20 protein-coding genes are annotated in these 23,728 nt (G+C 67.4%); 9 read left to right on the top strand and 11 right to left on the bottom strand.

Features of this window, described 5'->3' with window-relative positions; translation table 11 throughout:
* Positions 1-4: 4 nt before the first annotated feature.
* The 7 genes from AL346_RS18295 to AL346_RS18265 all read right to left on the bottom strand — a co-directional run bounded on the left by AL346_RS18295 (position 5) and on the right by AL346_RS18265 (position 7,481).
* Entirely contained in the window at positions 5-1,366 is a 1,362-nt protein-coding gene (locus AL346_RS18295; RefSeq protein ID WP_019404812.1) for an FGGY-family carbohydrate kinase, read from the bottom strand.
* Positions 1,367-1,369: 3 nt separating this feature from the next.
* Positions 1,370-1,693: an L-rhamnose mutarotase gene (gene rhaM / locus AL346_RS18290; protein ID WP_019404813.1), complete on the bottom strand. Its 324-nt coding sequence runs from the start codon at positions 1,691-1,693 to the stop codon at positions 1,370-1,372.
* Positions 1,690-2,730 carry an ABC transporter permease gene (locus tag AL346_RS18285; protein ID WP_019404814.1) on the bottom strand — a complete coding sequence of 347 codons (1,041 nt, stop codon included), beginning with the start codon at positions 2,728-2,730 and terminating at the stop codon, positions 1,690-1,692. The genes rhaM and AL346_RS18285 overlap by 4 nt, the downstream gene beginning before the upstream one ends.
* Positions 2,727-3,737: an ABC transporter permease gene (locus AL346_RS18280; protein ID WP_026015600.1), complete on the bottom strand. Its 1,011-nt coding sequence runs from the start codon at positions 3,735-3,737 to the stop codon at positions 2,727-2,729. The genes AL346_RS18285 and AL346_RS18280 overlap by 4 nt, the downstream gene beginning before the upstream one ends.
* Positions 3,738-3,985: 248 nt before the next feature.
* Positions 3,986-5,503 (bottom strand): sugar ABC transporter ATP-binding protein, encoded by a 1,518-nt coding sequence (locus AL346_RS18275; RefSeq protein WP_019404176.1) that lies wholly within the window; start codon positions 5,501-5,503, stop codon positions 3,986-3,988.
* Between the two features lie 132 nt (positions 5,504-5,635).
* Entirely contained in the window at positions 5,636-6,631 is a 996-nt protein-coding gene (gene rhaS, locus AL346_RS18270; protein ID WP_019404177.1) for a rhamnose ABC transporter substrate-binding protein, read from the bottom strand.
* A gap of 37 nt (positions 6,632-6,668) precedes the next feature.
* Complete coding sequence (locus tag AL346_RS18265) at positions 6,669-7,481, bottom strand: DeoR/GlpR family DNA-binding transcription regulator (protein WP_019404178.1); 813 nt, start codon at positions 7,479-7,481, stop codon at positions 6,669-6,671.
* Between the two features lie 252 nt (positions 7,482-7,733).
* Between AL346_RS18265 and AL346_RS18260 the strand changes: the two genes are divergently transcribed.
* Both AL346_RS18260 and rhaI read left to right on the top strand, forming a co-directional pair.
* Positions 7,734-9,830 (top strand): bifunctional rhamnulose-1-phosphate aldolase/short-chain dehydrogenase, encoded by a 2,097-nt coding sequence (locus tag AL346_RS18260; RefSeq protein ID WP_053194088.1) that lies wholly within the window; start codon positions 7,734-7,736, stop codon positions 9,828-9,830.
* Between the two features lie 131 nt (positions 9,831-9,961).
* Positions 9,962-11,257, top strand: coding sequence for an L-rhamnose catabolism isomerase (gene rhaI / locus AL346_RS18255; RefSeq protein WP_019403173.1), 1,296 nt, complete (start codon positions 9,962-9,964; stop codon positions 11,255-11,257).
* Between the two features lie 25 nt (positions 11,258-11,282).
* Here rhaI and AL346_RS18250 read toward each other — a convergent pair whose 3' ends face one another.
* Together AL346_RS18250 and araD are read right to left on the bottom strand one after the other, a co-directional pair.
* Positions 11,283-12,194 carry a dihydrodipicolinate synthase family protein gene (locus AL346_RS18250; RefSeq protein ID WP_053193934.1) on the bottom strand — a complete coding sequence of 304 codons (912 nt, stop codon included), beginning with the start codon at positions 12,192-12,194 and terminating at the stop codon, positions 11,283-11,285.
* A 69-nt stretch (positions 12,195-12,263) separates the two neighbouring features.
* The gene (gene araD / locus AL346_RS18245) at positions 12,264-14,006 is read right to left on the bottom strand and encodes an L-arabinonate dehydratase (protein ID WP_019403171.1); all 1,743 of its coding nucleotides are present in this window, start codon (positions 14,004-14,006) and stop codon (positions 12,264-12,266) included.
* A 250-nt stretch (positions 14,007-14,256) separates the two neighbouring features.
* Between araD and AL346_RS18240 the strand changes: the two genes are divergently transcribed.
* The 5 genes from AL346_RS18240 to AL346_RS18220 all read left to right on the top strand — a co-directional run bounded on the left by AL346_RS18240 (position 14,257) and on the right by AL346_RS18220 (position 19,631).
* Positions 14,257-15,309, top strand: a complete 1,053-nt coding sequence (locus AL346_RS18240; RefSeq protein WP_197286577.1) for an ABC transporter substrate-binding protein — start codon at positions 14,257-14,259, stop codon at positions 15,307-15,309.
* A 69-nt stretch (positions 15,310-15,378) separates the two neighbouring features.
* Positions 15,379-15,804 (top strand): tripartite tricarboxylate transporter TctB family protein, encoded by a 426-nt coding sequence (locus tag AL346_RS18235; RefSeq protein ID WP_019403169.1) that lies wholly within the window; start codon positions 15,379-15,381, stop codon positions 15,802-15,804.
* Between the two features lie 12 nt (positions 15,805-15,816).
* The gene (locus AL346_RS18230; protein ID WP_019403168.1) at positions 15,817-17,334 is read left to right on the top strand and encodes a tripartite tricarboxylate transporter permease; all 1,518 of its coding nucleotides are present in this window, start codon (positions 15,817-15,819) and stop codon (positions 17,332-17,334) included.
* Between the two features lie 53 nt (positions 17,335-17,387).
* Positions 17,388-18,473, top strand: a complete 1,086-nt coding sequence (locus AL346_RS18225) for an SMP-30/gluconolactonase/LRE family protein (RefSeq protein ID WP_026015305.1) — start codon at positions 17,388-17,390, stop codon at positions 18,471-18,473.
* Positions 18,474-18,596: 123 nt separating this feature from the next.
* The gene (locus tag AL346_RS18220; RefSeq protein WP_245258919.1) at positions 18,597-19,631 is read left to right on the top strand and encodes a LacI family DNA-binding transcriptional regulator; all 1,035 of its coding nucleotides are present in this window, start codon (positions 18,597-18,599) and stop codon (positions 19,629-19,631) included.
* A gap of 10 nt (positions 19,632-19,641) precedes the next feature.
* On the opposite strand, the gene AL346_RS18215 is transcribed toward AL346_RS18220, so the two are convergent.
* On the bottom strand, positions 19,642-20,340 hold the full coding sequence (locus AL346_RS18215; protein ID WP_019403165.1) for a GntR family transcriptional regulator: 699 nt from the start codon (positions 20,338-20,340) through the stop codon (positions 19,642-19,644).
* A gap of 214 nt (positions 20,341-20,554) precedes the next feature.
* Between AL346_RS18215 and AL346_RS18210 the strand changes: the two genes are divergently transcribed.
* Positions 20,555-21,274, top strand: a complete 720-nt coding sequence (locus tag AL346_RS18210; RefSeq protein WP_019403164.1) for a ribonuclease activity regulator RraA — start codon at positions 20,555-20,557, stop codon at positions 21,272-21,274.
* Between the two features lie 88 nt (positions 21,275-21,362).
* Positions 21,363-22,247 (top strand): YghX family hydrolase, encoded by an 885-nt coding sequence (gene yghX, locus AL346_RS18205; RefSeq protein WP_019403163.1) that lies wholly within the window; start codon positions 21,363-21,365, stop codon positions 22,245-22,247.
* 47 nt (positions 22,248-22,294) lie between these two features.
* Here yghX and hmgA read toward each other — a convergent pair whose 3' ends face one another.
* Positions 22,295-23,662: a homogentisate 1,2-dioxygenase gene (gene hmgA, locus AL346_RS18200; RefSeq protein WP_019403162.1), complete on the bottom strand. Its 1,368-nt coding sequence runs from the start codon at positions 23,660-23,662 to the stop codon at positions 22,295-22,297.
* Positions 23,663-23,728: the final 66 nt, after the last annotated feature.

The raw sequence follows: 23,728 nt of genomic DNA, 5'->3' as shown, positions 1-23,728 counted from the left end.
TCATCTACCGTGCCTGCGCCGCCTGCTCCCACTCGGTTCGATAGGATGCAAACCCGGCCGGCAGCGAGCCGGGCGCGACGACGGCTTCGGGCACGGGTGGCGTCATCGGCGCGCCTGTCGCCAGCAGGGCCGCACCGACGCTGGTGCCCGTCGCCCCCGCCATCGGCATGACGGGACGGCCCGCCGCGTCGGCCAGCGCCTCGCAGAAGAGCCGGTTGCGGGCGAACGGCCCTTCCACGATGACCGGCCCGGCGGCACCGGTCAGATCGAGGCAGGTCTTCGTCATCATGGCCGTGTACAGCGAGGCCGCCACATGGGCCTCGTCCGCGTCGAGACCCTGCAGGGCCTCGGCGGGCCGGGCGGTCGCCCGTGGGAACGGCCCGCAGCCGGCCACCACCCCGGGCATGACGAGGATGGGCGCGCCGACGACGCGCGCCAGGGCGGCGGACGTCCCCTGCCCGCTTCCGCCGGTCAGGATCTCGAATTCGCGCCCGCCCATGAAACGGGCGGAGGGCACGGCGCGGCCGAATGCATCGACATTGGCCAGCGTGTCGCGCGCCGGATCGAGCCGGGCGAGATCGCCGCCGACGGCGAAGGTCACGACCCAGGTCCCCGTCGAGACAACCGCGAACGGCGGCTCGCGGCCGAGGTGCGGCAGCAGCGATGCATTGGAATCGTGGATGCCGCAATGGACCGGCACCGGCCGATCGAGACCGATCTGCCGCGCGATGTCGGCCGCGACCGGGCCGAGGACGTCCGACGGCCGCCGCACGGGCGCGAGCCGGCCGGCGATGCCGAGCCGCTCGACGAGTGACGACAAGCGCCCTTCATGCGGCCGCCACAGGTCCGTGTGGCAGCCGAGCGAGGTGACGTCGCAGGCGGCGACACCCGTCAGCCGCCACCCCCAGTATTGCGGCCAGGTGACGATGCTGCGCACTCGGGCGAAGGCCTCGGGAAAAGTGGACTTCAGGTAGTGGAGCTGGGCGCCGAGGTTGAGCCCGCCCGGCAGGCGCGGCGAGAAGGTTTCGGCAAAGGGCGGCCGGATCGCGTTATAGGCCGCCTCGATATCGGCCGGATAGCGATGTTCGTAGTCGAGCACCGGCAGCGCCAGGCCTTCGTCGCTCAAGAGCGCGCCGCAGGCTCCGTGAGCGGTGAGCGAGATCGCCGCGAAGCCGAGCGTGGCGTAGAGCTCCCGCAGCGCCTCGATGAAGAAGGCGAAGATACCCTCGACATCGAAATGGGGACAAGGATCCTTCGTCAGCACCCGGTTGGGCCGGGTGCGCGCCGCCAGTTCACGGCCGGTCGCCGTGTCGACCACGACCGCCTTGACGTTCGTCTTGCCGACGTCGAGCACCGCAACCTGCATGGGTCAGGCCATGTGAAAGACGGTGACGAGCGGCTTCGCCACTGGCGAATGGTCGGCATTCGTCGCCATGATGTCGGCCATGTGGGCCCACCAGCGCTGCATGACGGGATGGCCCGGCAGATCGTCCATGCCGTGGCCCTCCCGCCGCCACAGCACGCCGAAGAGGATGTTCGTCTCCGGGTCGAGGTGGATGGAATAGTCCTCGATGCCCGCTTCCTTCAGCAGCGCTACGAGCTCCGGCCAGATGGCGTCGTGCCGGCGGCGGTATTCCGCCTCCATGCCCGGATTGAGCTGCATCTTGAAGGCGAATTTCTCTTTTCCGGTCATGACGAAGCCCTGAGGCGGCGGACGACGATGGGCAGCGCGATCACGAGGATGAGCAGGAGGCCCGTGAAGATCGACATGACGATGCCGGGCACGTTGAGCAGCCCGAGGCCGAAGGTGACGAGCCCCATGACGATGGCCGCGAGCACGACGCCGCCGATACTGCCGGAGCCGCCGAGGATGCTGACGCCGCCGAGCACCGTCATGGTGATGATCTCGAGCTCCCAGCCTGCCGCGATCGAATGGCGCGTCGAGCCGAGGCGCGAGGTGAGGCACACGGCCGCGACCCCGCTCATGAGGCCTGTCATCAGGAAGAGGACGAACTTGGTGCGCCTAACCGGGATGCCCGAGAACTCGGCGGCGAAGGCGTTGTTGCCGATGGCGTAGATGCGGCGGCCGAAGGCGGTCATGTGCAGCAGGACGCCGAAGAGGAGCGCGAAGACGAGGAAGGCGACCATCTCGAAGGTCACCACCTCGAAGCCGGGCCATGACGGCCACCAGGAGAGATCGGACATGTAGCCCTGGCCGAACCACGCGAAGTCGGCCGGATAGCCGCCGTAGGCCTTGTCGCCCAGCACGATCTGCGCAATGCCGCGGAAGAGGCTCATGGTGCCGATGGTGACGACGATCGACGGCAGGCCGATGCGCGCCACGAGCAGGCCGTTGAAGGCCCCGCACAGGAGCCCGACGCCGAGCCCGATGCCCACGAGCGCCGGCGCGCCGAAGCCCATCTGCGCCGCCGCGCCCATGGCGGTCGAGGCGAGCGCGATGATGGCGGCAACCGACAGGTCGATCTCGCCGGAGATGATGAGCAGCGTCATGGCGAAGGCGATCATCGCCTTCTCGGTGAAGTTGTAGGTGGCGTCCGACAGGTTCCACGGATCGAGGAAATGCGGCGAGGCCAGCGAATTGGCGAAGAAGATCGCGATCGCCACGGCCGCCAGCAGGCTCTCCCAGCTGCCGAGGAGGCGCGCCGCGGGCGTCGACAGCTTGTCTGGGATGCGTCGCACGGTTGGCTTGTCGAGAGGCATGGTGCTCATGCGGCGGCTCCCTCCGCTGCGGCAGGCGCGGGACTGCGGGCCGCATCGCGCAGGATGAGCCGTCCCTTGCGCCGCTCCTGCCGGGCGTTGAAGAGCACGGCGATGATGATGACGAGGCCGGAGATGGCCATCTGCCAGAAGGGCGAGATGTCGATCACCGGCAGTGCGTTCTTGATGACGCCGAGGAAGAGCGCCCCGAGCACCGCCCCGGCCACGGAGCCGATGCCCCCGAGCGTCGAGATGCCGCCGATGACGCAGGCCGCCACCGTGTCGAGCTCGAAGCCGGCGGCGATGTCGACATAGGCGACGGCGTAGCGCGCCACCCAGAGATAGCCGCAGAGCCCGGCGAGCGTCCCCGACAGGACGAAGGCGAAGAAGCGCGTGCGCCCCACGTCGATGCCGGCATAGAGCGCGGCCGTCGGGTTGCCGCCCGAGGCGTAGAGCGCCCGGCCGAAGCCCGTGCGCATGAAGACGACGGCGATGACGGCGATGACGAGCAGCGCCGTCCAGCCGTTGAGCGGCAGGCCGAGGAGCGGAATGCGCGGCGTGTCGAGAAAGGCGCTCGTCATCTGCGTCTGGTTGACCCACGCCCCGCCGGAGAGGACGAAGGCAAGGCCGCGATAGATGGTGAGCGTGCCGAGCGTGGCGACGATCGGGGGAATGCCGATGATCCACACCATGAAGCCGTTGACGGCGCCGAGCACGGCGCCGATCGCCATCGCCGCCCCGATCAGCAGCGGCAGCGGGATGCCGGGATAGGCGGCGTTCAGCATCGCCACCGCCATGCCGGTGAAGGCGAGATTGGCCGCGACCGAGAGGTCGATCGACTTCGTCAGGATCACCGCCATCTGGCCGAGCGCCAGGATGATGAGGATCGAGGTGTCGTTGAAGATGCCGGCGAGGTTTCTCGGTGTTGCGAATCCGGGTGCGCGCAGGCTGAAGGCCGCGATGAGGGCGAGGATGATCGCCCCCAGCAGAAGCTCCCGGTATTTCAGGATGCGGCTCATCATCATGCCGTGCCTTTGCTCCTTTTCCGTAGCCGGCAGCCTTTCGTCATGGCAGGGCTCGTCCCGGCCATCCGCCTGGCGCAATCGAAGGGGAAGAGCGGCCCCCTCCGTCCGTCATGGCCGCGCTTGTCGCGGCCATCCACGCCGTTGATGTCGCGTAGCCGGCGAGGCGTGGATGCCCGCGACAAGCGCGGCCATGACGGCGGAGATGTTTGAGCTGGCCCGTCTCAGTCATGGCTGTCTTGCCCTCACGCATTGCCCGTTGCGGCGCGCACCAGGGTCTCGGCGTCGAGCCCGTCGCGCTCCCAGATGCCCGTCAGGCGGCCCTCGCGCATCACCATCACCCGGTCCGACATGCCGAGGATCTCGGGCAGTTCCGACGAGACCATGATCACCGACAGGCCCTCGGCCGCGAGCTCGCTCATGAAGGCATGCACGGCAGCCTTGGAGCCGATGTCGATGCCCTTCGTCGGCTCGTCGAGGATGATGACCTTCGGCAATGTCGCCAGCCACTTGGCGATGACGACCTTCTGCTGGTTGCCGCCCGACAGCGTGCCGACCGGCACGGACAGCGCCGCCGCGCGCAGGTCGAGCCGCTCGGCATAGCGGCGGGCGAGCGCGAATTCCTCGGCGAGGCGCAGGAAGCCCGCCCGCGTCGTCCGGCCGAGCACGGCCATGGAGACGTTCTGGAAGATCGGCATCGGCAGCACGGCCCCGTGCCGCCCGCGCTCCTCCGGCACGTAGACGATGCCGGCTGCGATCGCATCCTGCGGCGAGCGGACGGTGAGCGCCCTGCCCTCCAGCGCGAGGCGCCCGGCGCTCGGGCGGGTGATGCCGAACAGCGCCTGGCAGAACTCGGAGCGCCCGGCGCCGACGAGGCCGTAGAGGCCGAGGATCTCGCCACGCCTCAGCGTGAAGGAGATGTCGGCGAATTCGGTCGGGTGCGAATAGCCCGCAACCTCGAGCACCGGCCCGCCGATGGCGACCTCCACCTTCGGGAAGACGTGCTCGACCGACCGGCCGACCATCATGCGCACGATCTCGTCCTGGCCCGTCTCGGCGAGACGCCCCGCGCCGACCGAGCGGCCGTCGCGAAAGACGACGAAGCGCTCCGCGATCTCGTAGACCTCCTCGAACTTGTGGCTGATGAAGAGGATCGCCTTTCCCTGCCCCTTCAGCCGCTCGATGATGCGGAAAAGGTCCTCCACCTCCTTGTAGGAGAGCGCCGCCGTCGGCTCGTCCATGATGACGACCCGCGCCTCGACGGAGAGCGCCCGCGCGATGGCGACGAGATGGCGCTGGGCGATGGAGAGGTCCTTCAGCCGCGCATAGGGGCTGATCGGCGCGTCGATGGAGTGCAGCAGCGCCCCGGCCCGCGCCCGCATCGCCGCCCAGTCGACGAGGCCGAGGCGTGTCTTCGGCGCGTGGCCGAGAAAGATGTTCTCGGCTACCGTCAGTTCGTCGAACAGCACCGTCTCCTGGTGGATGGCGGTGATGCCCGCGCGCATCGCGGCCTGGGCATCGGCAAGGCGGACGGGCGCCCCGTCGATGAGGATGTCGCCGGCGTCCGGCTGGTAGATGCCGGTGAGAACCTTGACCAGCGTCGACTTGCCGGCGCCGTTCTCCCCGATGAGCGCGGTGACGGTGCCGGCGCAAAGAGCGACATCGACCCCGTCGAGCGCCTTGACGCCCGGGAAGGACTTCGAGATGCCGCGCATCTCCAGGAGGGGATGGGCCGGCTCGGCGACCACTTGAACGACCGACATGGACAGTCCTGCCGCGTAATGCGTGATCAGAGGAGCAAATGGAGCGCCGGTGGCCAGCTCCTCTCCCCGCGTGCGGGGAGAGGGTTCCGACCGGCTACGGCTTCGGCCTGCCGGAGCCTCAGCCCCGCCCGATCAGAAGATCTTGGCGAACGCGTCGACGTTGCTCTTGTCGTAGACGAAGGGGTCGGCCATGGCGGCCTCGCCGTCGGCGCCGATCTTGATCTTGCCCATGCGGCCGGCGTCGATCTCGGAGCCCGGCTTGCCGTCGCTTTCCTTCTTCACGAGGCGGTAGGCGAGCTGCGTCGCCGAATAGCCGAGGTCGATCGGGTTCCAGATGGCGAATTCCTTCGTCGCGCCGGAATGCACGGCGCCGGCCATCTCGGACGGCAGGCCGAGACCGGTGACGAAGACCTCGCCGATCTTGCCGGCGTCCTTCACGGCCTGCGAGGCGGCGAGCACGCCGACCGTCGTCGGGGCGACGATGACCTTGACGTTGGGATGGGTGGAGAGGAGGCCCTGCGCCTCGCGGTAGCTCTTGTCGGCGAGGTCGTCGCCATAGACCGTGGTGACGAGGTTGAGGCCCGGATATTTCGGCAGTTGCTTCTTCATCTCGGCGATCCAGGTGTTCTGGTTCGTCGAGGTGGTGGTGGCCGAGAGAATGGCGAAGTCGCCCTTGCCGTCCGGCAGATGCGCGGCGGCGAGCTTCAGGCACATGTTGCCGATGAGCTCGTTGGAGGACGGATTGAGGTGCAGGATGCGCCCGTCCTTGCCGACCGCCGAATCCCAGGAGATGACCTTGATGCCGCGCTGCATGGCCTTCTTCAGCGCCGGCACGACGGCGTCGGGATCGTTGGCCGAGACGGCGATGGCGTCGACCTTCTGGGCGATGAGGGCATTGATCACCTCGATCTGGCCCTCGGCGGTCGTGCTCGTCGGCCCGGTGTAGATCACCTCGACGTCGCCGAGCTCCTTGGCCGCTTCCTGCGCGCCCTTGTTGGCGGCCTCGAAGAAGCCGTTGCCGAGGGACTTGACCACGAGGCCGATCTTGACCGTCTCGGCGCTGGCCGCACCCGTGACGAGGGCGAGCCCGAACGCCGTGCCGAGGGCGAGTCTGGCGAACAATTTCATCGTTATCCTCCCATTGGCCCTTGTTGTTTCGCCGGCGTCACGCCGCCGACGAGGGTTCCACCGCCTGTTCCGCCGCCGTCGTTGCGGCGACGATGAGCCTGATGCCCGCATCCTCGATCATCGCGCGGGCGGCATCCGGGATGCCGTCGTCTGTGATCAGCGTCGAGACGCGCTCGAGCGGGCAGAGGATGAGGCTGGAGCGGCGCGAGAACTTGCTCGAATCGACCATCAGCACCAGCTCGTCCGCCTGGTTGATCAGCTTCTGCTCGGCCTGGATGATGAGCGCGTCCCGCTCCATGACGCCGATCGGCCCGACGCCCTGCGCGCCCATGAACATGCGCCGGGCATAGAAGTTGCGCGTCACGTCATTGTCGAAGGGCGACAGGATGATGCTCTGGTCGCGGTAGATCGCCCCGCCCGGCAAGGTCACCTGGTTCTTCGAGTGCTTCACCAGATGCTCCGCGATGGCGAAGGAATTGGTGAAGACCTGCAGGCGCCGGCTCGTCAGATAATGCACCATCTGGAAGGTGGTGGTGCCGCCGTTGAGGATGATGGGGTCGCCGTCTGTGCACAGCGCCACGGCCTCGCGGGCGATCGCCCGCTTCTGCGCCAGGTGCTCGCCCTCGGATACGCGGAAGGGCTTGGCCGCGAGGCTGCCGATATGCGCCGGATTGAGCGCTTCCGCCCCGCCGCGCACGCGCCTCAAGCGGCCCTGCACATGCAGCGCCGCGATGTCGCGGCGGATCGTCGCCTCCGAGGCGGAGGTGAGCTCGACGAGATCCTGGATGGTCGCCACCGGCTTCTCCTGAACCGCGCTCAGAATGATCCGGTGCCTCTCACGTTCGTGCATAGTGCCTCATGGAGCTGCGCGAAAAGGGACGGGAACGATCGAAGACCATTCAGCTTCGCGCAAGCCGGAGGCGAGGCTCAACCATTTTCGAGCTAGCGTCAATCACAATCGATCTTGTTGCGCTGCAATATGATTGTTCATGATCGTTTATGATCGAATCTGGTTGACAAGGCCGGGGGGCGTGCCGATGCTTCCGCCCGAATTTCGAGGCCGTTCGCCCACCCCCGAGAAGGCACGAGGACCCCCGTGGACATCGCACCGAAGACGAAGCTGCTGGACAACCTCTGGGACGATGCCGCGGCGGCCGGCCTCGACGAGCCGGGGCTGCTGCTCTACCGCTCCAACCTGCTCGGCGCCGACAAGCGGATCACCAACTACGGCGGCGGCAACACCTCGGCCAAGGTGATGGAGACGGACCCGCTGACGGGCGAAAAGATCGAGGTGCTGTGGGTCAAGGGGTCCGGCGGCGACGTCGGCACCATGAAGCGCGACGGTTTCGCCACGCTCTATCTCGACAAGCTCACGGCGCTGAAGGACCTCTACAAGGACATCGAGGACGAGGACCGCATGGTCGGCCTCCTGCCGCACGCCACCTTCAACCTCAACCCGCGCGCCGCCTCCATCGACACGCCGCTGCACGGCTTCCTGCCCTACCGGCACGTCGACCACATGCATCCGGACGCGATCATCGCCATCGCCGCATCGAAGAACTCGCGCGCCCTGACGCAGGAGATCTTCGGCGAGGAAATCGGCTGGCTGCCGTGGCGGCGCCCGGGCTTCCAGCTCGGCCTCGACCTCGAGGCCTTCGCCCGCGCCAACCCGCGCGCCAAGGGCGTCGTGCTCGAAAGCCACGGCCTCTTCACATGGGCGGATACGGCGAAGGACGCCTACGAACTCACGCTCCGCATCATCAACAAGGCCATCGCCTGGTTCGCCGAGAGGACGGCGGGCCAGCCCGCCTTCGGCGGCATGGTCACCACGAGCCTGCCGCCGGCCGAGCGGCGGGCGATCGCGGCGCGGCTGATGCCCGAGATCCGCGGGCGCATCGGCAAGGGGGAGCGCAAGCTCGGCCATTTCGACGATCAGGAGGCGGTGCTCGACTTCGTCAATTCCGCCGCCCTGAAGCCCCTCGCCGCGCTCGGCACGAGCTGCCCGGACCATTTTTTGCGCACCAAGATCCGCCCGCTGGTGCTCGATTTCGATCCGCGGGCGCCCGACATCGACGCCGTCGTCGCCAAGCTCGACGCCGCGCTCGAGGCCTATCGCGCCGACTACACGCGCTATTACGAGGCCTGCAAGCGGCCGGACAGCCCGAAGGTGCGCGATCCCAACCCGGTGGTCTTCCTCGTGCCCGGCGTCGGCATGCTGTCCTTCGCGCGCGACAAGGCGACCGCCCGCATCGCCGGCGAGTTCTACGTCAACGCCATCAATGTCATGCGCGGCGCCTCGGCCGTATCCGAGTACCAGGGCCTGCCGGAGCAGGAGGCCTTCGACATCGAATACTGGCTGCTGGAGGAAGCGAAGCTCCAGCGCATGCCCAAGCCCAAGAGCCTCGCCGGCCGCGTCGCCTTCATCACCGGGGGCGCCGGCGGCATCGGCCGCGCCACGGCCGAGCGCCTCGCCGGCGAAGGCGCCTCGATCGTGCTCGCGGATATCGACGCGGCAGGTCTGAACGCGACGGTCGAGGAGTTTGCCGGCCGCTTCAGCCGCGATGCCGTGCGCGGCGTGACGCTGGACGTCACCCGCGAGGAGGAGGTGATCGCCGCCTTCCGCAGCGCCTGCATCGAATTCGGTGGCGTCGACATCCTCGTCTCGAATGCCGGCATCGCCTCCTCCGCCCCGGTGGAGGAGACGGACCTTGCCATGTGGAACCGCAACATCGACATCCTGGCGACGGGCTATTTCCTCGTCTCGCGCGAAGCCTTCCGCCTCTTCCGCCGCCAGGGGCTCGGCGGCAACGTCGTCTTCGTCGCGTCGAAGAACGGCCTCGCCTCCTCCCCCAATGCCGCGGCCTATTGCACGGCGAAGGCGGCCGAGATCCACCTCGCCCGCTGCCTCGCGCTCGAGGGGGCGGAGGCCGGCATCCGCGTCAACACCGTCAATCCGGATGCGGTGCTGCGCGGCTCCAAGATCTGGTCGGGCGAATGGCGCGAGCAGCGCGCCGCCTCCTCCAACCTCGCCGCGGACGAACTGGAGGAGCACTATCGCAAGCGCTCGCTCCTGAAGCTCAACGTCTTCCCCGAGGACATCGCCGAGGCGATCTACTTCCTCGCATCCGACGCCTCGGCGAAGTCGACGGGCAACATCATCAACGTGGATGCGGGCAACGCCACGTCGTTCACGCGGTGAGACAACGATCGAAAACGGTGGCACCAACGGCAGACGCCGTAACCCCCTCTCCCCGCTTGCGGGGAGAGGGGGTGGTCGCCATCCCAGATCGGCCGCAACATCTTTCTAAAAAGGACGCGCGGGAGGACATCATGACGGAACAGCGCATCGCGGCCGACGTGGTCGCCGCCGACAATGAACGACGCGCCGCTGCGCTGAAGGCCGATTACGCGGCGCTCGGCGAAAAGCTCGCCCGCGGCGGCATCGACATCGAGGCCATCACGCAGAAGGTCGCCCGGTTCCACGTCGCCGTGCCTTCCTGGGGCGTCGGCACCGGCGGCACGCGCTTTGCCCGTTTTCCCGGTCCCGGCGAGCCGCGCGGCATCTTCGACAAGCTCGACGACTGCGCCGTCATCCATCAGCTGACGCGCGCCACGCCGACCGTCTCCCTGCACATCCCGTGGGACAAGGTGGATGATCCGCGCCGCCTCAAGGCCCATGCGGATGCGCTGGGTCTCGGTTTCGATGCGATGAACTCCAACACCTTCTCCGACGTGCCGGGGCAGGAGAAGAGCTACAAGTTCGGCTCTCTCAGCCATACCGACGCGGCGACGCGGCGGCAGGCGGTCGAGCACAATATCGAATGCATCGAGATCGGGCGCGCGCTCGACTCCAAGGCGCTGACAGTGTGGATCGGCGACGGCTCCAACTTCCCGGGCCAGTCGCATTTCACCCGGAGCTTCGAGCGCTATCTCGATTCCATGAAGGCGATTTATGGCCACCTGCCGGCGGACTGGCGGCTCTTCACCGAGCACAAGATGTACGAGCCGGCCTTCTATTCAACGGTCGTGCAGGACTGGGGCACCAACTACCTCATCGCCACGGAGCTCGGCGAGAAGGCCTTCTGCCTCGTCGACCTCGGGCACCATGCGCCGAACGTCAACATCGAGATGATCGTCGCCCGTCTCATCCAGTTCGGGAAGCTCGGCGGCTTCCACTTCAACGATTCAAAATACGGCGACGACGACCTCGACACGGGCTCCATCGATCCGTTCCGGCTCTTCCTCGTCTTCAACGAGCTGGTCGATGCGGAGGAGCGGCGCACCGAGGGCTTCGCCCCGGCGCACATGATCGACCAGTCGCACAATGTCACCGACCCGATCGAGAGCCTGATGCGCAGCGCCAATGAGATCCGGCGCGCTTATGCCCAGGCGCTGATCGTCGACCGGGCCGCCCTTGATGCATTCCAGGAGGACAACGACGCGCTGATGGCTTCCGAGATGCTGAAGGCCGCCTTCCGCACCGACGTCGAGCCCATCTTGGCCGAGGCGCGGCGCCGGACCGGCGGCGCCATCGATCCGATCGCCGCCTATCGGGCGAGCGGCTATCGTCGCAGGGTGGCCGAGGAGCGCCCGGCCGTCGCCTCGGGCGGCGGCGGCATCGTCTGAACGCTGGATCGCCGGGCGCGCCCTGTCAGGCCAGAAGCCCGTTCGCGCGCAGGAAGGCCGCGAGCGCCGCGCTCTGGCTTTCGGTAAGCGGCCAGGCCGATGGCGGACGAGTGGCGCCGCAGTCGCGGCCGATGAGCTGCAGCGCGGCCTTGACGCCGGTGACGTTGGCGCCGCTCATCTCCTCGGCCCTGATGTCCTCGAAGGCCTTCATGCCGGCGATCAGCCGTCTCGCCCCAGCATAGTCGCCGGCCTCCAGCGCCGCGTGGATGGCCACGGAGCGCTCCGGCCAGACGTTGATGAGACCCGAGGTGAAGCCACGCGCGCCGACGGCATAGAAGGCCGGCGCCCACACCTCCGCGAGCCCGCCGACCCAGACGATGTGCTCGGGCGAGGCGGCAATCGCCTCGGCGAGCTTCTGCGGGTTGGGCGTTGCCCATTTGACGCCGACGACGCCCTCGATGGCGCAGAGCCGCGCGATGGCGCCGGTGCCGATGGCATCGTTGCGCAGGTAGAGCACGAGCGGCAGGCCGCCGGCCGCGTCGCGCACGCGCTCGACGTAATCCGCGATGCCGCGCGGCGCGACGAAGGGATCCGGCGGCTGATGGATCATCAGCGCCGCCGCTCCGGCGGCGGCCGAGGCCCTGGCCAGGCGGCAGGCATCCTTGATGCCGCGCCCGATGCCCGCCAGGAGCGGCGCGCGTCCGTCCACGTGCTCGGCGGCGGCGCGGACCATGACCTCCGCCTCCTCTACCGTCAGGGCGTAGAACTCGCCCGTGTTGCCGTTGGCGACCGGAATGTGCACGCCGGCGGCGAGCGCCCGGTCGACGAGGGGCTTCTGCCGCGTCGGCGCCAGTTCGCCATCCGCATCGAAGGGCGTGACGAGGATGCCGGAAATGCCGGTCAATGCTTGGCGCAGTTGCGCGTGGCTGGTGTCCATGGTCCCTACCCTCTTCGTCGGCGACAGGCGCGGTTCCGGCCGGCGCCCACGCTCGTCATCGTCAAATCGTCAGTAGATGTCCGGCTCGCCGGCGGCCGGGCCGAATTCGGCGGCAAGATAGTCGAAATCGCAGCCTTCGTTCGCCTGCGTGACGTGGCGGGAGAACATCCAGCCATAGCCCCGCCCGTAGCGCGGCTGCGGCTGTACCCACGCCGCCCGGCGGCGGGCAAGCTCCTCCTCGCCGACCAACATGTCGAGACGGCGGGCGGGAAGGTCGAGGCGGACGATGTCCCCGGTCTGCAGCAGCGCGAGCGGCCCGCCGACGAAGGATTCGGGCGCGACATGAAGGATGCACGCCCCATAGGAGGTGCCGGACATGCGGGCGTCGGAGATGCGCAGCATGTCCCGGTGGCCCTGCTTGATGAGCGCCTTGGGGATGGGCAGCATGCCCCATTCGGGAAAGCCCGGCCCGCCGAGCGGACCCGCATTCCTCAGCACCAGGACATGATCGGGGGTGACGTCGAGGTTCTCGTCCTCGACCGCCTTCTTCATCTCGGGATAGCTGTCGAAGACCAGCGCCGGCCCCTCGTGCCGCTCAAAGCGCGGGTCGCAGGCGGCCGGCTTGATGACGGCGCCGTCCGGGCAGAGGTTGCCGCGCAGCACGGCGAGCGAGCCCTCGTGATAGACAGGGTTCGACAGCGGGCGGATGACATCGCTGTTGTAGACCTTGGCTCCCTCCAGCGTCTCGCCCAGCCTCTTGCCGCTGACGGTGACGGCATCGCGGTCGAGCCTGTCGCCGAGCTCGTGCATGAGGGCCCGCAGGCCGCCGGCGTAATAGAAGTCCTCCATGAGGTAGTCCTTGCCCGCCGGCCGGACATTGGCGATGAGCGGCGTCGTGCGGCCGAGCGCGTCGAGGTCGTCGAGGCCGAAGTCCACGCGCGCGCGCCGCGCCATGGCGATCAGGTGGACGACGGCATTGGTGGAGCAGCCCATCGCCATGGCGACCACCGCGGCATTGCGGACGGCAGCTGGCGTGACGATCCTGTCCGGCGTCAGATCCTCCCACACCATGTCGACGATGCGCCGCCCGCATTCCGTCGCCATGCGGATGTGGCCGGAATCAGGGGCCGGAATGGAGGACGCGCCTGGCAGGCAAAGCCCCATCGCCTCGGCGATCGCCGTCATCGTCGAGGCCGTGCCCATGGTCATGCAATGGCCGTAGGAACGGGCGATGCCGCCCTCGATGCCGAGCCATTCCTCCGGCCCGATGTTCCCGGCCCGTCGCTCGTCCCAGTATTTCCACGCGTCTGAGCCTGAACCGAGGACCTTGCCGGCGTGGTTGCCGCGCAGCATCGGGCCCGCCGGCAGGAAGATCATCGGCACACCGGCGGACAGCGCGCCCATCACGAGGCCGGGCGTGGTCTTGTCGCAGCCGCCCATCAGCACCACGCCGTCGAGGGGATGGGAGCGGATCTGCTCCTCCGTCTCGATGGCGAGGAGGTTGCGGTAAAGCATCGAGGTGGGCTTGGTGTAGGATTCGTCGAGCGACAGGGCCGGCAGTTCGACCGGCAGGCCGCCCCGCTGGTGCACGCCGCGCTTCACATCCTCGGCGCGCGAGCGGAAATGGGCATGGCAGGGGTTCATCTCCGACCAGGTGTTGAGGATGCCGATGATCGGCCTCCCCTCCCAGTCCTCGGGGCCGAGCCCCATCTGCATCAGCCGCGAGCGGTGGCCGAAGCTGCGCAGATCGTCCGGCGCGAACCAGCGCGCGCTGCGCAGCTCTTCAGCCGATTTCCTCCGCCCATTCGCCATGACCGATCGCCTCCCGTCAGTCGCATATTGTCTGGTCATGTATGCGCATTCATATTCGCCTGTCAAACGGAAGCGGCGACCAACTTTGCCGCCGAATCCTCCACCTATAGCTTTGGTGCCGTGAGTGTTGACACTCCACGAGGGATGTGGGAAAGGTTGAATGGAAGCGCATTCATAACAGCAAGAACAGATATGCCGCACAGAGAGCGGCCGCTCATCGTCACACGCTTCTGATGGAGGGAGGAAACCCGTGAACAGGCGTCAATTTTCCATGCTCGGCCTCGTTGGCGGCCTTGCCGCCGCGAGCCTCATGCCGCTATCCGCCGGGGCGCAGCCGCTGCCCAATGCGATCCGCATGGTGATCGGCTCCAATGCCGTCAGCGGCGACACCTACCAGAATGCCTCCATCATCGCCGAGGCGCTGTCGGCGCATCTCGGCATCAAGGTGAAGGTGGATGCGGTGGGCATCTCCGAAGCCTTCAAGGCGGTAGGGCGTGACCCGCGCGGCACGACGATCATGTTCCACCATGACCAGTCCTACCTCAGCCATCTCTATGGTGTGCGCGGCTTTTCCGACATCTTCAGCGCCTACAAGGTCGGCCCGGTCGTGTCGGTCAATCCCGGCAACGCCTATCTGGTGCCGAAGCAGTCGCCCTACCAGAGCGTGGACGATCTCCTGAAGGCGGCGGCGGACGGCACCCGCATCCGCGTCGGCATCCAGGCCGGCGGCGTCTCCGAGATCGGCTATTCGGCCCTGAAGAACGCCGCCCGCCTCGCCAAGCCGGGGTCCGAGGCCAATATCGTCGCGGTCAACAGCGGCTCTCAGGCGGACAAGAACCAGCAGCTCTTCGACGGCCAGGTGGAGGTCATCAACGGCTCGGTTCAGGCCAACGAGCAGTTCACGCGCCTGCCGGACGACGACCAGAAGGCCATGCGCTTCCTCTGGCTCACGGCAAGCCGCGAGATCATCGAGGAGGCGCCGGAGGCGGGCTTCGGCCAGACGAGCCGCGAGCAGTTGCTGCAATACGTCACCCCGGCGATGCGCGTTACCCTCGACGGCCAGCAGGACTTCGTCTTCGACAAGGATTTCTTCCTTCTCTACAACAAGGACATGCCGGACGAGATGGTGAAGGCCATCGACGAAGCGCTCGCCGCCATCTACGCCAAGGGTGACATCCAGAAGACCCTGAAGAGCTCGTTCTTCATTCCGCATTTCCTGCCCTCGCAGGAGGCGGCGGCCTATCTCAAGACCAAGGACGGCAACTATCGGCAGGTGATCGAGGCCATCGCTGCCAAGAACTGAGCCCGGTCCGCTACCGAGCCCCGGCGCGCCCAGGCGGGCGGCCGGGAGCCGCTATCGTCGGGGAATGCCATGTCAGCTCCGTCCCTGCTCGATGTGACCATCGACTTTTCGACGTCGCATCTCGTCTTTCCGACCATCATCGGCACGCTGCTCGTCCTCCTGGGGGCCGTACTCGCCGTCGCCCGGCGCCATGAGATCCGCGCCGCGCTCGCCGGCGGCATCGGCTGGCCAACCGACATGGACGGGCTGCGCTTCTTCGGCACCCTGGTGTTGACGGCGGTCTATTTCCTCGCCATGAACGAGATCGGCTGGCGCTGGCCCAACCGCGGCTTCGGCTTCCTGAGCGCCTCCATGCCGTTCCTGTTCGCCATGTCGGTGCTCTACCTGCACGAGCGCAGCCGGCGGCATCTCATGCTCGCCGCCGTCGTCGCGGTGCTGGCGCCGCTCGTCGCCTGGCTCGTCCTCTTCCGCCTGTTCGACGTCTCCCTGCCCTGACCGGGATCTGCCATGGATGTCCTCGCGCTCATCTCGCCTGCCTTCTTCGGGCTGGTCGCCGCCGGCACGGTGATCGGCATCTTCTTCGGCGCCATCCCCGGGCTGACGGCGACCATGGCAGTGGCCGTCTGCCTGCCGCTGACCTATTCGATGGGGCTGGGCACCGGCCTTGCCTTCCTTCTCGGCCTCTACGTCGGCGGCATTTCCGGCGGGCTCGTGCCGGCGGTGCTGCTCAACATTCCCGGCACCCCCTCCTCCATCGCCACCACCTTCGACGGCTATCCGATGGCGCGCAGGGGCGAAGGCGAGCGGGCGCTGAAGATCGGCATCTGCGCCTCCCTCTTCGGCGGGCTGTTCAGCCTCGTGGTGCTCTATCTCTTCGCGCCGCCGCTCGCCGACTTCGCCATCAAGTTCTCCTTCGTCGAGAAGTTCCTCATCATCCTGCTTGCCCTGACGCTGCTGGCGGCGCTCGGCAGCGGCATGCTGACGGGCCTGTTCAGCGGCGTGCTCGGCATGTTCGTCAGCCTCGTCGGCGTCTACGACATCAACAACGGCGGCAACGGCGACATCCGGCTGGTGCCCGGCTTCCTGGAAACCTGGCTCGAGAGCGGCTTCTCGCTGCTGCCGGTCCTCATCGGCGTCTTCGGCCTCACGGCCGTGCTGATCGAGGCCGAGCACGGTGTGCGCGAGGACGCGGCGACGAAGAAGCTGCTGCTCGCCTCAGGCAAGCCGTTCCGCCTCTCGGTCTTCCGTGGCCAGTGGGTGAACCTCCTGCGCTCCTCCGCCATCGGCACCTTCGTCGGTCTCCTGCCCGGCATCGGCGGCAGCGCGGCCTCGATCCTCGCCTACAGCCAGGAGAAGACCTTCAACCGCAAGGAGCCGGATGCCTTCGGCAAGGGCGCTCCGAGCGGCATCATCGCCTCCGAGAGCGCCAATAACGGCCTCACCGGCGGGGCGCTCATCCCGCTCCTGTCGTTGGGCATTCCGGGAGATGCGACGACGGCCATCCTGATCGGCGCTTTCACCTTGCAGGGCATCCAGGTGGGGCCGCTCTTCATCGGCGACAATCCGGGCGTATGGCAGGCCATCGTCATCGCCATGCTGTTCGCCAACCTGTGCATGGTCCTCGTCATGCTCTTCGCCATCCGGCCCATCGCGCGGGTGGTGATGGTGCCCAAGTACCTGCTCCTGCCCATCATCCTCATGATGTGCGTGGTCGGGGCCTACACCATCAACAGCGGCGTGATGTTCGACGTGTGGACCATGCTGGCCTTCGGCGTCTTCGGCTGGCTGATCTACAAGCTGCGGCTCGACATGGCGCCCTTCGTCATCGGCTTCATTCTCGGCCCGTCGGCAGAGGTCTATTTCGTCAAGAGCCTCGAATCCTTCGGCACGCTGACGATCTTCTTCACCAAGAGCTGGATCGCGATGCTGCTGTGGGTCCTGATCCTCGCCTCCGTGACGGCATCGGTCGCGATCGCCCGCGCCGGCGCACGGCGGGCCCGGATGGCCGCCGCTGCCGAAGCCTGACGTTCGCATCGGGGCTGCAACTCTTCACAACGAGAAAGTGGGAGGGAATGCGCATGAAGGTGTCACGTCGAAGGCTTCTGTCGATGGGAAGCGCGGGGCTCGTGGTCGCGGCCGGCAAGGCAGCGGCCCAGTCCTTCCCCTTCACGCCCAACCAGCGCTATCCCGATCCCGCCGTCGAGATCCTCGATCCGAGCTTCGCGAAATACCGCGTCTACGCCAGCACGGTAGAGCAAGTCGCCACCGGCATGCGCTGGGCCGAGGGGCCGGCCTATTTCCCGGACGGGGGTTATCTGCTCGTCTCCGACATCCCCAACAACCGCATCATGAAATATGACGAGGCGGACGGCAGCTTCACCGTCTTCCGCGAGCCGGCCAATTTCGCCAACGGCAACACCCGCGACCGCGAAGGGCGCCTCATCACCTGCGAGCATTCGCTGACGCGCCGCGTCGTGCGCACCGAGAAGAACGGCGCGATCACGGTGCTCGCCGACCGTTTCAACGGCAAGCGGCTCAACGCGCCGAACGACGTCGTCGTCAAATCCGACGGCACCATCTGGTTCACCGATCCCCTGTTCGGCATCAACGGCAATTACGAGGGCGAGCGCGCCCAGCCGGAGCAGGCGACGACCAACGTTTATCGCATCGCCGGCGACGGCACGCTCGGCGCGGTGATCACCGACCTCGTCAACCCCAACGGGCTCGCCTTCTCGCCGGATGAGAAGAAGCTCTATGTGGTGGAATGGAAGGGCACGCCCAACCGCAGCATCTGGAGCTATGACGTCTCGGCCGAGGGGACGGTATCGAACAAGACGAAGCTGGTGGACGCCGCGGATTTCGGGGCGCTCGACGGCTTCAAGGTCGACCGGGACGGCAACCTCTGGTGCGGCTACGGCAGCAACGGCGCCCTCGAGGCCGAACCCGAGGAGGTGAGCGGGCGCAGGGCGCACAGGCTGAAGGGCCGGTCGGAAAACCTCGACGGCGTGATGGTGTTCAACCCGCAGGGCAAGCCGATCGGCTTCATCCGCCTGCCGGAGCGCTGCGCCAACCTCGCCTTCGGCGGTCCGAAGGGCAACCGCCTCTACATGGCGAGCAGCCATTCGCTCTATGCGCTCTATATCGAGGCCCACGGCGCCGTCTGATATGCCGATACCTGCGCTGCCGTCCGCCGGGCGGGCGGCGGCGCAGGGGCGGAGCATTTTCCGGTCAACTTGGCCCCGCAAATGCTCTAGAACGATGCCTGTGGATCCCATCAGGACAGCATCGTGTTGAAGAATCAGCGCGTTACCGACAAGGAGGACCGTTCCCCCCGCCCCGTGACGATGGAAACGGTCGCCCGCCTCGCCGGTGTCTCGCAGGTCACGGTCTCGCGGGCGCTGAACGAGCCGGACAAGGTGTCACCCGCCACCCTGGCGCGCATCCGCCACGCCATTGCCGTCACGGGCTACGTGCCCAATCTCGTCGCCGGCGCGCTGGCCTCCAAGCGCAGCAAGCTGATCGCGGCGCTGATCCCGTCGATCACCAACATCGTCTATTCGAGCCTGATGCAGCATTTCTCCCAGGCCGTCCGCGCCTCGGGCTACCAGCTGCTGATGTCGGAGACAGGCTTCTCCCAGGACGAGGAGCAGGAGCTCGTGGCCAAGCTGCTCACGCGGCGGCCCGACGCCGTGCTGCTCACCGGCATCCGCCATTCCGACCCCTGCCGCCACATGCTGCTCGGGGCCGGCATCCCGGTCGTCGAGGTGTGGGACGTCACCGAAACGCCCATCGACACCTGCGTCGGCTTCTCCCATACGGAAGCCGGCAAAGCGGTCGCCGCCTTCGTCAGGGAGAACGGCTACAGGCGCGCCGCCAATGTCTCGGCCGGAGATGAGCGGGCGCTGCGCCGCAAGGATGCTTTCGCCCGGGCGCTCATCGAGGCCGGCTTTGCAAGCGTGCCCGAGGTCTGTTTCGAGGGCGGGGCCAGCATCGAGCGCGGGCGCCTGGCGCTGGCGCGCCTCGTCGACGAGCAGGCCTTCCGGGATGGCGTCATCTTCTGCAGTTCGGACCTTCTCGCCCACGGCGTGCTCATCGAGGCCCAGGCGCGCGGCCTTCGGGTGCCGGAGGACGTCGCCGTCATCGGGTTCGGTGACCAGGTCTTCGCCGCGCATACGCTGCCGCCGCTGACCACCGTGCGCGTCGACCGGGCGCTCCTTGGCGAGCGGGCGGCATCGGCGCTGCTCGCCCGGCTGAACGGCGTCGAGGTGCCGGAAAAGACCATCGACATCGGCTTCGAGATCGTGCGGCGGGCGACAGCCTGACGACGGCGCTTCAATCGCTGAAGTAATCGGGATGCGCATCACGCAGCCTGTCGGCGAAGCCGAGCGAGCGCGACAGGTGCGCGCGCATGGCCTCCTCGGCCGCGCGTGGTTCGCCCTTCGCGACGGCGTCGACGACGGCGGCATGGTCGCGGACGATCTCCTGCATCTTGCCGGCGACCGGCAGGTTGAGGCGGCGCAGGCGGTCGATGTGCCCGCCCTGGCGGCGGACCACCTGCCACAGGTCGGCCACATCGGCCGCCTCGTAGAGGACCCGGTGGAACAGCTCGTCGCGCGCGGTGAAGGCCTCTTGCTCATCGAGGCCGGCGAAGGCCTCCTGCTGGCGGATGATGCTGCGCAGTTGCCCGACCAGCTGCTCATCGGGCGCCGCTGCCAGAAGCCGCACGATCTCGATCTCCACGGACCGGCGCAGGAACTGCGCCTCGCGCGCCCGCCGCAGGTCGATGCGGCTCACCAGCGTCGCGTGCTGCGGGAAGATGTCGACGAGGCCCTCCTCCTGCAGGCGCATCAGCGCATCGCGGATGGGCGTCGAGCTCAGCCCGAAGCGCTCCTGCAGCTCGAGCCGCGACAGCACCGTGCCCGGCGCGAGCTTGAGCGACATGATTTCGGTGCGCAGGAGATCGAAGAGCTGCCCGGCGCCGCGCAGGCGCTCCCGGCTCCGGCCTGCGGCAAACGCGGTTTCCTCGTCCATACCATACGCCCCAGGTGTCATCGGAGCAGGGATAGCATGTTTCCCCGATTGACGCACTAATGCATTAGTGCTCTAGTCCCGTACATTGCTGGCAGGCTGAAGCAGTCGCTTCACCGCTCGCCAATGCGATGAAGACCCTTTCCGTTGCGACGGGCAAGGACCGGCGGCCGACCCCGCCCTGCCCTTGGATTGGCCGATCCCGGAGACATTCTCGATGAATACGCTGGACCCGACCGTTCGCGAGATTTTCAAGACCGTCAGCACGGCGACCCTGTGCACGGCCCTCTTCAAGCGCGGCCTGCGCAACCAGTTCATCCAGGATGTGCGCCCGCTCAATCCCGACCTGCCGAACATGGTCGGCGAGGCCTACACGCTGCGCTACATCCCGGCGCGCGAGGACCTCAATCCGCTCACGGTCTTCCAGGACCGCAGCCATCCGCAGCGCAAGGCCGTCGAGGAATGCCCGCCGGGGGCCGTCTTCGTCATCGACAGCCGCAAGGATGCGCGGGCGGCCTCCGCCGGTTCCATCCTCGTGTCGCGGCTCATGAAGCGCGGCGTCGCCGGCATCGTCACCGACGGCGGCTTCCGCGATTCACCCGAGATCGCGCGCCTGCCCTTCCCCGCCTATCACCACCGCCCCTCGGCGCCGACGAACCTCACCCTGCACCAGGCTCTCGACATCAACGTGCCCATCGGCTGCGGCGACGTGCCGGTCTGGCCCGGCGATGTCGTGGTGGGCGACAGCGAGGGCGTCGTCGTCGTGCCGCGGCATCTCGCTTCCGAGATCGCCGCGGAGGCGGCGGAGATGACGGCCTTCGAGGATTTCGTCATGGAGAAGGTGCTGGAGGGACGCTCGATCCTCGGGCTCTATCCGCCGACCGAGGAAGGCACCAGGGCCGAGTTCGCCGCCTGGCGCGAGAGCCGCCAGCGCTGAAGGACGGCCGCGACGGTAGCGCAAGCGTGACCTCCCGCCTGTCCGGAACGCTCTATCATGCGCCGGCAATTTCAGGGAGGGCACCACGGTGCGACTGACAGCGAAAGACTTTCCGCAGGAGCTGCTCGAGCTCTACGACTTCTATGCTCACGGGCGGATCACCAAGCGTGAATTCCTCGACAGGGCGGGCAAGTTCGCGGTCGGAGGCATGACGGCCGCAACGCTTCTCGGCATGCTCAGCCCGGATTATGCCCTGGCCCAGCAGGTCGCCTTCACCGATCCCGACATCGTTGCGGAATATATCACCTATCCCTCCCCCAACGGGCACGGTGAGGTGCGCGGCTATCTGGTGCGACCGTCGAAGGCCACGGGCCCGGTGCCGGGGGTGGTCGTGGTGCACGAGAACCGCGGCCTCAATCCCTATATCGAGGATGTTGCGCGCCGGCTGGCCAAGGAAGGTTTCGTGGCGCTCGCGCCCGACGGGCTGACGTCTGTCGGCGGCTATCCCGGCAACGACGAGAAGGGGCGCGAACTGCAGCGCCAGGTCGACCCGATGAAGCTGATGAACGACTTCTTCGCGGCGATCGAATTCCTGGACGACAACGAGCTGACCACCGACAAGGTCGGCGTCATCGGCTTCTGCTACGGAGGGGGCGTGTCGAACGCGGCCGCCGTGGCCTATCCGGAGCTCGCGGCGGCGGTCCCCTTCTACGGCCGGCAGGCCCCGGTGGAGGATGTGCCCAAGATCAACGCGCCGCTTCTGCTGCACTTCGCCGAGCACGACGACAATGTCAACGCCGGCTGGCCGGCCTACGAGGCGGCGCTGAAGCAGCACGGCAAGACCTATGAAGCGCATGTCTATCCGGGCACCAACCACGGATTTCACAACGATTCGACGCCGCGCTACGACGAAGCGGCGGCCAAGCTCGCGTGGGAGCGCACCATCGACTGGTTCAAGCGTCACCTGAACTGAGCCCCGCCCCGGCGCCCGTCTTCCGGCTCGGGCGCCGGGGCGCGCCGTCACTTCACGCCGGGGGTGCCGTCGAACTTCTTCTCGAGCTGGTGCCAGACCTCGATGTAGTCCTGCTGCATCGGCGCCTCTTTCGCGGCGAATTCCGTCAGATGCTGCGGAAAGCGGGTCTCGAACATGAAGCTCATGGTCTCGTCCAACTTCTCGGGCTTCAATTCGGCATTCGAGGCGCCCTCGAAGGCGTTGCGATCCGGCCCGTGCGGCAGCATGCAGTTGTGCAGGCTCATGCCGCCCGGCGCGAAGCCCTGGGGCTTGGCGTCGTAGATGCCGTAGATGTTGCCCATCAGCTCGGACATGATGTTCTTGTGATACCAGGGCGGGCGGAAGCTGTGCTCGGCCACCATCCAGCGTTCGCGGAACAGCACGAAGTCGATATTGGCCGTTCCCTCCTGCCCCGAAGGCGCCGTCAGCACGGTGAAGATCGACGGGTCCGGATGGTCGAACAGGATGGCGCCGACCGGGCTGTAGGTGCGCAGGTCGTATTTGCAGGGACAGTAGTTGCCGTGCCACGCGACCACGTCGAGCGGTGAATGGTCGATCCAGGTCTCGTGGAAGCGGCCGCACCACTTGATGATGACCCGCGAGCGCACCTCGCGGTCCTCGAAGGCGGCGACGGGCGTCTTGAAATCACGCGGGTTCGCGAGGCAGTTGGCGCCGATCGGGCCGCGGCCCGGCAGGTCGAACTTCTGGCCGTAGTTCTCGCACACGAAGCCGCGCGCCGGCCCCTCCAGCACCTCGACGCGATAGACGAGGCCGCGCGGGATGATGGCGATCTCCTTCGGCTCAATGTCGATGACGCCGAGCTCGGTGCAGAAGCGCAGCCGGCCCTCCTGGGGCACGATCAGGAGCTCGCTGTCGGCCGAGAAGAAGTACTCATCCTGCATCGAGCGCGTGACGAGATAGATGTGGCTCGCCATGCCGACCTGGGTATTCACGTCGCCCGCCGTGGTCATCGTGCGCATGCCGGTGATCCAGGTCAGGTCCTCGTCCGCAGCGGGCAGCGGCACCGGATCCCAGCGATACTGACCGAGGCTGATGACCTCGGGCAGGACGTTCGGCGCGGTCTTCCAGTAAGGCACCGAAATCTCGGCGAAGGCGCCGGTGTGGCGGACGGAGGGGCGGATGCGATAGCACCAGGTCCGCTCGTTCTGGCCGCGCGGCGCGGTGAAGGCGGTGCCGGAGAGCTGCTCGGCATAAAGGCCGTAATTGCATTTCTGCGGCGAGTTCTGCCCCTGCGGCAGCGCGCCGGGCAGCGCCTCGGTCTCGAAGTCATTGCCGAAGCCGGGCATGTAGCCCTCGTGCGTGCCGGTGGTGATCGTGGCCCGCACCATGCCGCGCGGCAGCTCATGCTTCGTCATCGTCGCTCCTCCTGTGCGGAACATGTTCGTTGCAGTTACAACGAATTATCGTTGCTGATGCAACGA

The sequence above is a fragment of the Chelatococcus sp. CO-6 genome (assembly GCF_001271345.1).
Taxonomy (GTDB): domain Bacteria; phylum Pseudomonadota; class Alphaproteobacteria; order Rhizobiales; family Beijerinckiaceae; genus Chelatococcus_A; species Chelatococcus_A caeni.
This window is presented reverse-complemented; position numbering and strand designations above follow the sequence as displayed.

Excerpts from the sequence above, each read along its gene's own strand:
- AL346_RS18295 (WP_019404812.1), bottom strand. The coding sequence starts at position 1,366 with ATGCAGGTTGCGGTGCTCGACGTCGGCAAGACGAACGTCAAGGCGGTC.
- rhaM (WP_019404813.1), bottom strand. The coding sequence starts at position 1,693 with ATGACCGGAAAAGAGAAATTCGCCTTCAAGATGCAGCTCAATCCGGGC.
- AL346_RS18285 (WP_019404814.1), bottom strand. The coding sequence starts at position 2,730 with ATGAGCACCATGCCTCTCGACAAGCCAACCGTGCGACGCATCCCAGAC.
- AL346_RS18280 (WP_026015600.1), bottom strand. The coding sequence starts at position 3,737 with ATGAGCCGCATCCTGAAATACCGGGAGCTTCTGCTGGGGGCGATCATC.
- AL346_RS18275 (WP_019404176.1), bottom strand. The coding sequence starts at position 5,503 with ATGTCGGTCGTTCAAGTGGTCGCCGAGCCGGCCCATCCCCTCCTGGAG.
- rhaS (WP_019404177.1), bottom strand. The coding sequence starts at position 6,631 with ATGAAATTGTTCGCCAGACTCGCCCTCGGCACGGCGTTCGGGCTCGCC.
- AL346_RS18265 (WP_019404178.1), bottom strand. The coding sequence starts at position 7,481 with ATGCACGAACGTGAGAGGCACCGGATCATTCTGAGCGCGGTTCAGGAG.
- rhaI (WP_019403173.1), top strand. The coding sequence starts at position 9,962 with ATGACGGAACAGCGCATCGCGGCCGACGTGGTCGCCGCCGACAATGAA.
- AL346_RS18250 (WP_053193934.1), bottom strand. The coding sequence starts at position 12,194 with ATGGACACCAGCCACGCGCAACTGCGCCAAGCATTGACCGGCATTTCC.
- araD (WP_019403171.1), bottom strand. The coding sequence starts at position 14,006 with ATGGCGAATGGGCGGAGGAAATCGGCTGAAGAGCTGCGCAGCGCGCGC.
- AL346_RS18235 (WP_019403169.1), top strand. The coding sequence starts at position 15,379 with ATGTCAGCTCCGTCCCTGCTCGATGTGACCATCGACTTTTCGACGTCG.
- AL346_RS18230 (WP_019403168.1), top strand. The coding sequence starts at position 15,817 with ATGGATGTCCTCGCGCTCATCTCGCCTGCCTTCTTCGGGCTGGTCGCC.
- AL346_RS18225 (WP_026015305.1), top strand. The coding sequence starts at position 17,388 with ATGAAGGTGTCACGTCGAAGGCTTCTGTCGATGGGAAGCGCGGGGCTC.
- AL346_RS18215 (WP_019403165.1), bottom strand. The coding sequence starts at position 20,340 with ATGGACGAGGAAACCGCGTTTGCCGCAGGCCGGAGCCGGGAGCGCCTG.
- AL346_RS18210 (WP_019403164.1), top strand. The coding sequence starts at position 20,555 with ATGAATACGCTGGACCCGACCGTTCGCGAGATTTTCAAGACCGTCAGC.
- hmgA (WP_019403162.1), bottom strand. The coding sequence starts at position 23,662 with ATGACGAAGCATGAGCTGCCGCGCGGCATGGTGCGGGCCACGATCACC.